This is a genomic window from Leptolyngbya sp. FACHB-36 (genome assembly GCF_014695955.1).
In the GTDB taxonomy this organism is placed as follows: domain Bacteria; phylum Cyanobacteriota; class Cyanobacteriia; order Leptolyngbyales; family Leptolyngbyaceae; genus FACHB-36.
In genome coordinates this window covers 1-6,408 of the sequence record NZ_JACJPG010000483.1, presented here as the reverse complement: position 1 = coordinate 6,408, position 6,408 = coordinate 1, and the positions used below count along the sequence as shown (strand labels likewise).

Below are 6,408 nucleotides of genomic sequence, written 5' to 3'. Positions count from 1 at the left end.
GCTCGTTTAACCGGATGGAATATTCAGGATATTCGCAAGAAACAGCCGTCGATTCGAAGCCAGTCCTGGTGGGAGCAGATTTGGACAGGATTCGTGGGTCGCTAGGGCAATAGAATCGATACGTGTGTCCCCTACGTGTCAAATTTATGACAGATCATTTATCTCAACAGTCTTGGCGAGTGCACGATCGCTTTTTGGAGTTGCGCTCGCCATGGGTGACTCTGCTTGGCGAACATTTGGAGACTGAACAGGGCGTCTTGGAATACTGGCGCGTCGAAAAAGCTAACTCTGCGGTGATTCTGACGATCGAAGACAACCAGTTCGTTCTGCCGCTGCCGATGTACCGTCCGGGCATTGGTCGCGCAACCCTAGATTTTCCGGGCGGGCGGGTTCCAGAGGGCAAACTGCCAGACGATGTCGCGACTAGCATTTTGCAGCGGGAGTTGGGTGTGGAGGCAGGGACGATCGTGCAGCTTACGTCCTTGAGTTCAGCAGGTTGGGCAGTCAATAGCTCATTCTCGAACCAGCGTCTGTACGGATTTGTGGCGCAGCTTCAGTCAGGTGCCGTGCAAGCCGACTGCGTGCGGTATCCGACGATCGACGCTGGAGTACGGGATCTCTTGCACACGCTAGCGTGTCTTCAGTGTCGTGCTGTTTTACTGGAGTGGTGGCGGCACCAAAAAACCTAAGGGCGCCCTTTCAGTGAAAGAGCGCCCAATTCTGTCAATTTTGGAACCGTGGTCAACTCAAGCAAGGCATCCTAGCTGAGACCCACGTGGCTGCGATCGTAGACATCGCGGAAGGAGGGATTTGGCTCACCTTTAATTTCGCTGGAGTAGTTAGCGACCTCAGCGGGCATTCCCAGTTCGGCAGCCGCACGGCTCAACATGCACTGTTCCCGATTCCGAATCATATGGTGGTGGCGCATCATTAGGGCGCGAATCCGAGTTTCGTTAGCCATTTTCCGTTCTCCTGGTTCTTATAGTCAAGTTAATTGCTTCAATAATTAGAATATACCAGATAAATTCTGTAGCTAAAACTACAAAATGAGTATCTTAATATAACTTTATGGTTTACGGGTAATCCCGCAAGCGGTAAGCTCAGACAACACTGAGAGAGGCACTGAGTGACCGTGGGCGAGCATCAACTTGAGGTTGGCAATCTGCGTTGGTTTTACCGCGACGTACAGCCCACTGGGACGCGTGATCGCCTGCCCGTTGTGCTGCTGCATGGATTACCTGCCCAGAGCTACAGTTGGCGAAACGTGCTGCCTGCTCTTGCCGCTCAGGGATTTCCTGCCATTGCCCCTGACTGGATTGGCTATGGCTTTTCGGCACAGCCCGATCGCCGCGACTTCGCCTACACGCCCGATGCCTTCATTGAGGCGTTGGGACACTTCTTGGCAGCTCTAGAAATCTCCCGCTGCTCGCTCGTCGTGCAAGGCTTTCTGGGCTCTGTAGGCGTGCAATATGCCCTGCGTCATCCAGAGCAGATCGATCGGCTAGCAATTCTCAATGCCCCAGTCACCACCGCGGCTAAACTGCCCTGGAAGATGCAGCAGTTGGGGATTCCCCTCGTTGGCGACATGATGACTCAAGACCCGCTGCTCGTCGATCGCACGTTAGAAGGCGGCGGTGGCTATCGAGTTGAAGACGCCGATTTGGATGTGTACCGCCGCCCGTTTCTCAAAAGCTCGGATGCCGGACGCGCTCTGCTGGCGACGATTCAGAATTTGCAGCTCAAGCAAACAACCGCCGAAATCGAAGCGGGGCTGCACCAGTGGACAAACCCCCTGCTGCTGGCGTGGGGCGATCGCGATCCGTGGCTGCCGATCGACGTGGCTGAATTGTTTGCCCGCGCTCTCAACGGTGCAGAGTTCGTCAAGCTGGAAGAAGTTGGGCACTACCCACAGGAAGACTGGCACGAGAAGGTGAATGAGGCGCTGCTGCTGTTTCTTAGACGGCAAGCGGTGTTGTGAAGGGGACGCGTATTGATAGGGATCTACTGGCTTCCCACCGATGGGTCTTGCGTGTTTTTTCGGTGAAGTTGCCGGAATCTACTCACAACTGTCTGCAGACACCGTTTAAATATTTCATAGCGATTGTGGAGCGATCGTTCCCACTCTTCATTCCCCATTCTGTATGCAACTCGAAGGTAATCAGCCAATCTGGGATGTGCAGCCTACCAAAGCGTTTGGACAGAAGTTTTGGCTTGGGTTAGCGCTGTTAACTGTGACGGCGATCGCGATCGCCTCGCTGTTCTGGCTTGGTGCTCACCCGTTCAGCACCAATTGGGACGAAGGCCGCTACGTCAACCGCGCCTACCGAGATGTCGCTGCATTCCGCCAAGGTGGGGTTCTGGAGCTACTCAAGGCTGTGATTGGAGAAGATCGGACTCGTCCGCCTGCCTATCGGCTGTTAGTGCTGCCGGTAACGCTGCTGTTGGGAGCTAAGCCGCTGCTGCTGCGGTTAGTGGGGTTGGCGTGTATGGGCCTTAGCGTATGGCTGACGTTCCTGATGGCGAAGCGGATTGCCGGACCGACTGCTGGTGCGTTTGCCGTTGTGTTTCTGACGCTGTGCCCGATCGTCGTTGCGCCAAGTCTGCGGTTCTACGTGGACTATCCGTACTATCTGGCGATCGCGGCAACGCTGTATTTTCTGCTGGCAAGTTGGGACCAGGACGAGCCGTCGCGCAACTGGATTGGGTTAGGAGTATCACTGGGGTTGGGTGCGCTAGCAAAGCCGCCTTTTTTCTTTCTAATGGCTCCAGTGGGTTTGCTGACGCTGGGACTGGTTTGGTTTAAATGGATCGCAGCACCCCGGCTCTCGTCGCTGGTCAAGGCCTGCATATTGGGGACGCTGATCGCGCTACCTTGGTGGATTTTTAACGTGAAGCCTGGACTGGCAAAAGCGCTGCGTTCTAGCGGTTACGTGCGTCACTCTCTCGGTGCCAGAGGTTCACCAGAGGCGATCGGCAACTGGTTTTACACCTTCGTGCAAACGCTGCTGGGTCCAGCGCTGACGCTGCTGTTTGTGGCGATCGTAGCAACCGTGGCGCTGCGACTGGTGCAGAAGCGGCTGCAGCTGGAGCGGTTTCAGCTAACGGCGATCGCGCTGTTCCTCACAGCGTCACTCCCGACCTTGATTACCTCAATTTTTGCGACAAATCAGAATCCCCGTTTGATTGCCCCAGCGCTGCTGCCGCTGGCGATCGCGATTGGTGCACTGGCTGCGCTGACGGGCTGGACGACTTCGCGCTGGTTAGCCGCCGCCGCAACGGTGCTGTTCTGTTTTCAGCTTGCGGTGATGGTGTCGCCCACTCCGGGTGAGCCGCGTTACCAAGCCGGAGATAGTGCATCCAAATCTAATGTTCTTCTGTGGGGCAATCCGTCGGTTGTGATGCGACGCTCGGAGCAGTGGGACTGGTCGAAACTGCGGGAGGTCACGATCGCTCAAAATATTCGCGTTCCCAGCATCGGCTACTTGGGTAACGGTGGCGGGTTGGCGGCTCCACAGCTGGCGTTTCCGTGGGTTGAGGCGAACGAGCCGATCGAAGTCCGTTGGCTGTGGCGATTTGAGGATAATCTTCCCAACGGTGGCAACGAGAACACGCCCCCCAACTGGACGCAAGTGATGGCATCCGTGAATGCCAGCAATGTTGTTGTAACCGCGCTGAATGTCTCTGGTAGCGCAGCGGACAAGCAGGATATCGACAATCGCTACAACGCTGAGCTAATCGAGCGAATGCGGCAGCGCCCAGAGTTTTTGGGACCTGTGGAACTTAAGCTTGGGCGCTTTAATCCTGCAAGAGTGCTCGTGTTTCTACGAAAGTCCGAATCGTCGATCGTAACGTCTGACAATCCAAAGCCAAAGTACTTGGAGGCTCTGTACTAAGCGATCGGTCCGACGATCTTTGACTACGTCCCGACTGTCCGTAGGCTAGCTGCTCGCGCCACTGGTGTTGGAATCATCGTTTGCAACACCCACCCGATCGTCGCGACGATCGCGGTCAAACTGACTCGCGCGACGAACCTGGGTCTTGCTGACGCCGAGCACATCTGAAACGTCTGCGGTGGCAGCAGAGCACATGGTACAGAGCCTTGGTGCTCACCTAGGAAAATAATAAATTTATTGAACAATAAATTAGCTTTTGGCTTTAAGAAAGCATGAGCTTATAATAAGCCATTCATATTATTTATTAATAAATATATGAGCAGTTGAACGGCTCTTAAATCAAAATCGACAGAATTCTATTAAGTGCTTGAAATCCTCGCCATGAATAGATCATTGGCTACATTAAGATACCATATTGGCGCGATCGTTTTCTAGGCTTTATTTCACATTGTTGCGCTTGAAAATCAACACTGAGAAAAGCAAAGCTTGTTTTGTTTAAGTGACAATAACTCCTCAGCATTAACCTTAATATTATTTTCCCTTAAAGCTATTTCTATATACTGCTGTGCTGAATGGGTGTCTCTTCCGTTTAGTTTCAGCAGTTTTTCAGAGAGTTTTATGTCCAAGCTGTCTCGTAGGCAATTTTTGATCTTTTTTGGGAGCAGTGCTGCTGCAACAGCGCTGGCTCCTAGCGTAGGGTCTTCCTTATTTGGAAGCAATGCGATCGCTGCCTCCGAACCTTTGACATTCACTCCGGTGCGCCTGCCTCATCCTCTGCCCATCTACGAGCAGCAGAAGAGTTTCTTGGCGATCGGAGGGGGTCAGGGTTCGATTTTGGCGGAGGCAAACACGCCCGCCAAAATGAATTTGGCTAGCTACACGCCGCTGGACGATGTAATTGTGCCGCCAGAGTTTGAGCGCTACATCATCGTTAGCTGGGGCGATCGCGTCTTCCCCAATCCCGACGACTACTTCGGCTACAACTGTGACTACACAGGCTTTGTGCCCGTGGGTGGTAATGTGACCGATGGCTACCTGTGGGTTAACCATGAGTACAACAGCTTCCCGATCTCGCGCTTTGCTCCAGAAACTCCTGCGGACATTACGGCAGAGTTTCCGGAGTCTGGACCGATCGTGATTCCCGGTTTTCCCACCGAGCGCGGTCGGGAACTGTTCGGCGAGTTTATGTACAACATGGGCGGCTCGATCGTCCGCATCGCCCGCCGCAACCGCAACGCTCGATTTGCTGTGGTCAAAGACGATCCGCTGAATCGCCGTCTGCATGGTCTGTCGGGTCTAGCAATCAACGCTGAGCGCGGCGACGCTTACCAGAGCGTAACCTCGTGGGGCAGCAAGTCTCATCAGCAGGGCGACAGCAACTACCTGATTGCTACCGGACCTGCGGCAACCGAAGTGTTTGAGGCAGTCAACTCGGATGGTTTGGGCAACCGTATCATCGGCACCGCATACAACTGCTCTGGCGGCACGATGCCCTGGGGCACAATTCTATCGGCAGAAGAGAACTTCCAGGGGAGTCCCGGTGCGTTCTTTGTTGGCGTTAACGAAGCGGTGAAGCCCGACGGTACTCAAGCCGGATACGTTGATGGCATTCTCGGCACCGAATTTGGTCTAGTCGGCGAGAAGTACGGCTGGATGGTAGAAGTGAGTCTGGCGAATCCCGACTTCCGTCCCCGCAAGCACACGTATCTAGGACGTTACCGCCACGAAAATATTGCTGTGCGCGTGCAGGCAGGCAAACGGTTAGTCGCGTATCTGGGCGACGATCGACGCGGCGGACACACCTGGAAATACGTCAGTTCCGGTCGCGTCACCACGCCCACTGATCCCGCTAACAGCGCCCTGTTTGAGGACGGTACGCTCTACGTTGCTCGGTACAATCCGCCTGCGGACCCGACCCGTCCCAATGAAGGCACGGGCGAATGGATTCCGCTGCTGCTGAACTCAGCCACAAATCCGATCCCGCCCAGCGTGCTGGCTTCGACGGAGCTTGCCGCACTCGGATCGGCACAGCAGAACGGACGCCTGAATCTGCCGCGTCGGAACGGCATTGCCGGACAAACCGTGGATGGCGGCGCATTAAACGTCAATACCACCAACGAAGCTACCGCGCTACCCGACTATCAAGGCAAGAAACTGTCGGACTTCTACACCTCTCAAGGTGCCGTGCTGGTCGATGCCTTCCTCGCCGCCAATCTCGTCGGTGGTACTCCAACCGCGCGTCCAGAGGACATCGAAGTTCACCCCAAGACGAAGGAAGTATTCATTGCCTACACCGACGGTGCGCCAGGAAGCGACGGCTATCCAGACTCGCGAGTATTTGTTGTGGCTAAATACAGCACGGCAGCCAACGCGGCACAGCAGTCCGGTGGACTCTACAAGATCATCGAAGACAGCAAAGACGGAACAGGCACTACGTTCCGCTGGCAGCGGTTTGTTCAGGGCGGTGAGGCTGGTGCACAAGACGGCGGTGGCTTCGGCAACCTGGATAACCTGG

6 protein-coding genes are annotated in these 6,408 nt (G+C 54.9%); 4 read left to right on the top strand and 2 right to left on the bottom strand.

Annotated elements, in window-relative coordinates:
• The first annotated feature begins 146 nt into the window (after positions 1 to 146).
• Positions 147 to 689: an NUDIX hydrolase gene (locus H6F43_RS13785; RefSeq protein WP_190343312.1), complete on the top strand. Its 543-nt coding sequence runs from the start codon at positions 147 to 149 to the stop codon at positions 687 to 689.
• 71 nt (positions 690 to 760) lie between these two features.
• On the opposite strand, the gene H6F43_RS13780 is transcribed toward H6F43_RS13785, so the two are convergent.
• On the bottom strand, positions 761 to 961 hold the full coding sequence (locus H6F43_RS13780) for a hypothetical protein (protein ID WP_190343311.1): 201 nt from the start codon (positions 959 to 961) through the stop codon (positions 761 to 763).
• Between the two features lie 165 nt (positions 962 to 1,126).
• Here H6F43_RS13780 and H6F43_RS13775 point away from each other — a divergent pair, with 165 nt between their 5' ends.
• Together H6F43_RS13775 and H6F43_RS13770 are read left to right on the top strand one after the other, a co-directional pair.
• Positions 1,127 to 1,978: an alpha/beta fold hydrolase gene (locus tag H6F43_RS13775; protein WP_190343310.1), complete on the top strand. Its 852-nt coding sequence runs from the start codon at positions 1,127 to 1,129 to the stop codon at positions 1,976 to 1,978.
• A 163-nt stretch (positions 1,979 to 2,141) separates the two neighbouring features.
• On the top strand, positions 2,142 to 3,893 hold the full coding sequence (locus H6F43_RS13770; RefSeq protein ID WP_190343309.1) for a glycosyltransferase family 39 protein: 1,752 nt from the start codon (positions 2,142 to 2,144) through the stop codon (positions 3,891 to 3,893).
• A gap of 45 nt (positions 3,894 to 3,938) precedes the next feature.
• Here H6F43_RS13770 and H6F43_RS13765 read toward each other — a convergent pair whose 3' ends face one another.
• Positions 3,939 to 4,088, bottom strand: a complete 150-nt coding sequence (locus H6F43_RS13765; RefSeq protein ID WP_190343308.1) for a hypothetical protein — start codon at positions 4,086 to 4,088, stop codon at positions 3,939 to 3,941.
• A 423-nt stretch (positions 4,089 to 4,511) separates the two neighbouring features.
• On the opposite strand from H6F43_RS13765, the gene H6F43_RS13760 reads away from it, so the two are divergent.
• Positions 4,512 to 6,408: alkaline phosphatase PhoX (locus H6F43_RS13760; RefSeq protein WP_190343307.1), on the top strand; the 1,897-nt coding region annotated here is incomplete at its 3' end.